The following is a 1,338-nucleotide window of genomic DNA, read 5'->3' as shown; positions in this document are numbered from 1 at the left end:
TCTGAATATGCCGCGGCCCCCGCGGCTGCCAGCGTAGACCCTGACCGGTGGTGGGCGCAGTTCTCGACGGTGATCGATCGGATCGCGCCGCGGTTTACCCGCCATGAACCGTTGCGGCATGCTGCTGCGCTGATGGCCGGGATGATTTCCGGGCTGGATCGCAAGAATTGCTGGACGATCGCCGAGCACCGTGGCGATCACACCCCCGATGGTTTGCAGCATCTGCTGGCCCGCGCCAAGTGGGACGCTGATGCGGTCCGCGACGATCTGCGCGATTACGTCGTCGACGCCTTTGGTGATCCCGGCGCGGTGCTGATCATCGACGAGACCGGCGACGTCAAGAAAGGCACCGCTACCGTCGGGGTGCAACGCCAATACAGCGGCACCGCCGGGCGCATCGAAAACTCCCAAGTCGCGGTGTATCTGACCTATGCCGCCCCGCGTGGGCATGCCCTGATCGACCGAGCGCTGTATCTGCCGCGCTGCTGGACCGAGGATCCGGATCGTTGCGACGAGGCGGGGATACCGGCTGGTAGCAGAGGTTTTGCCACCAAACCCACCCTGGCTTGCGGGTTGATCGCCCGCGCCGTCGATGCGAAGGTTCCGGCGGCTTGGGTGGCTGGCGACGAGGTCTACGGCGCCGACCCGAAACTGCGTGCCGCCATCCGCAACCACGGCCTGGGTTATGTGCTGGCCGTGGCCGCCAACCGGCGAGTCCCGACCCAGGCCGGACCGATCCGCGTCGACCAGCTCCCCGCACAGCTGCCGCCGTGGGCGTGGCAGAAACACTCCGCCGGTGCCGGCAGCCACGGGCAGCGCTATTACTCCTGGGCCTGGATCGCGCTGGACACCGAAAACGACACCGACACCGGCCAGCACCATTTGCTGATCCGGCGCAACGACACCACCGGTGAGCAGGCCTACCTACGCTGCTACTCACCACGCCCAGCCACCTTGCACACCCTGGTCACTGTTGCGGGTCAACGCTGGCGTATCGAAGAATCCTTCCAGGCCGCCAAGGGCTTGACCGGGCTCGACCAGCACCAGGTCCGCCGCTGGAGATCCTGGCATCGCTGGACCACCCTGGCCATGCTCGCTCATGCCTTCCTGGCCGTGGCCACCGCCGTCGAGCGCGACACCCAACCCACCCCCGTTGGGCTGATTGCGTTGACCGTCAACGAATTTCGCCGCCTCTTCGACATGTTGCTGCTAACCACCCGCCGTACCATCAAAAGCCTGCTGGCCTGGTCGCACTGGCGACGACGACACCAATACCGAGCCCAGCTATCCCACTACCAGCGACAGGAAAACCAATGATCACGAACTACGGCTGCAGTA

At 65.5% G+C, this 1,338-nt stretch carries 1 protein-coding gene; it reads left to right on the top strand.

What is annotated here, in order from left to right; translation table 11 throughout:
- Positions 1-72 precede the first annotated feature (72 nt).
- A complete protein-coding gene (locus AWC07_RS02675; RefSeq protein ID WP_085104944.1) occupies positions 73-1,317 on the top strand; it encodes an IS701 family transposase in 1,245 nt (414 codons plus the stop codon).
- Positions 1,318-1,338 lie beyond the last annotated feature (21 nt).

The sequence above is a fragment of the Mycobacterium gastri genome (assembly GCF_002102175.1).
Classification (GTDB): domain Bacteria; phylum Actinomycetota; class Actinomycetes; order Mycobacteriales; family Mycobacteriaceae; genus Mycobacterium; species Mycobacterium gastri.
Note: the sequence above shows the minus strand (reverse complement) of the source record. Positions and strands in the feature narration are given on the sequence as shown.